General features: G+C 68.6%; 1 protein-coding gene. It reads left to right on the forward strand.

Going from position 1 to position 675, the window contains the following annotated elements; translation table 11 throughout:
• The coding region (locus tag H7I57_RS29760) for a transposase (protein WP_504928651.1) at positions 1 to 675 on the forward strand (675 nt) is incomplete at both ends.

Below are 675 nucleotides of genomic sequence, written 5' to 3' on the forward strand. Positions count from 1 at the left end.
GACCGCAAGACGGTCCGCAAGTATCTGGCTGGTGACGGCACGCCCGGGGTGCGAGCCCGGCCCGACCCGGATCCGTTCGAGCCGTTCGTCGACTACGTGGTCGCGAGGCTGACCGAGGATCCGCACCTGTGGGCCCGCACCCTCTACGACGAGTTGGAGGATCTGGGGTTCGGGTTGTCGTATCAGAGCCTGACCCGCAACATCCGCGCCCGCGATCTGCGGCCGGTTTGTGAGGCGTGCCGGACGGCGACACAGCGTCCGAATGCGGTGATTCCACATGCGCCGGGTGAGGAAACCCAATGGGACTGGCTGGAATTGCCCGATCCGCCGGCAGCGTGGGGCTGGGGCAAGACCGCGCACCTGCTGGTCGGCTCGCTGGCGCATTCCGGGAAGTGGCGCGGCTATTTGGCGCCGAGTGAGGATCAGCCGCATCTGGTCGCCGGCCTGGACCGCGTCGCCCGTGGCCTGGGAGGGTGCACTCGAGTGTGGCGCTTCGATCGGATGGCCACGGTGTGTGACCCTGGCTCAGGACGGATGACCGCGTCGTTCGCCGGGGTGGCCAAGCACTACGGCGTGTCGGTGGCGATCTGCCCGGCCCGTCGCGGCAACCGCAAGGGCGTGGTGGAGAAGGTCAATCACACCGCCGCGCAACGCTGGTGGCGCACCTTGGCTGAC

The organism is Mycolicibacterium pyrenivorans (assembly GCF_025821625.1).
GTDB lineage: Bacteria > Actinomycetota > Actinomycetes > Mycobacteriales > Mycobacteriaceae > Mycobacterium > Mycobacterium pyrenivorans.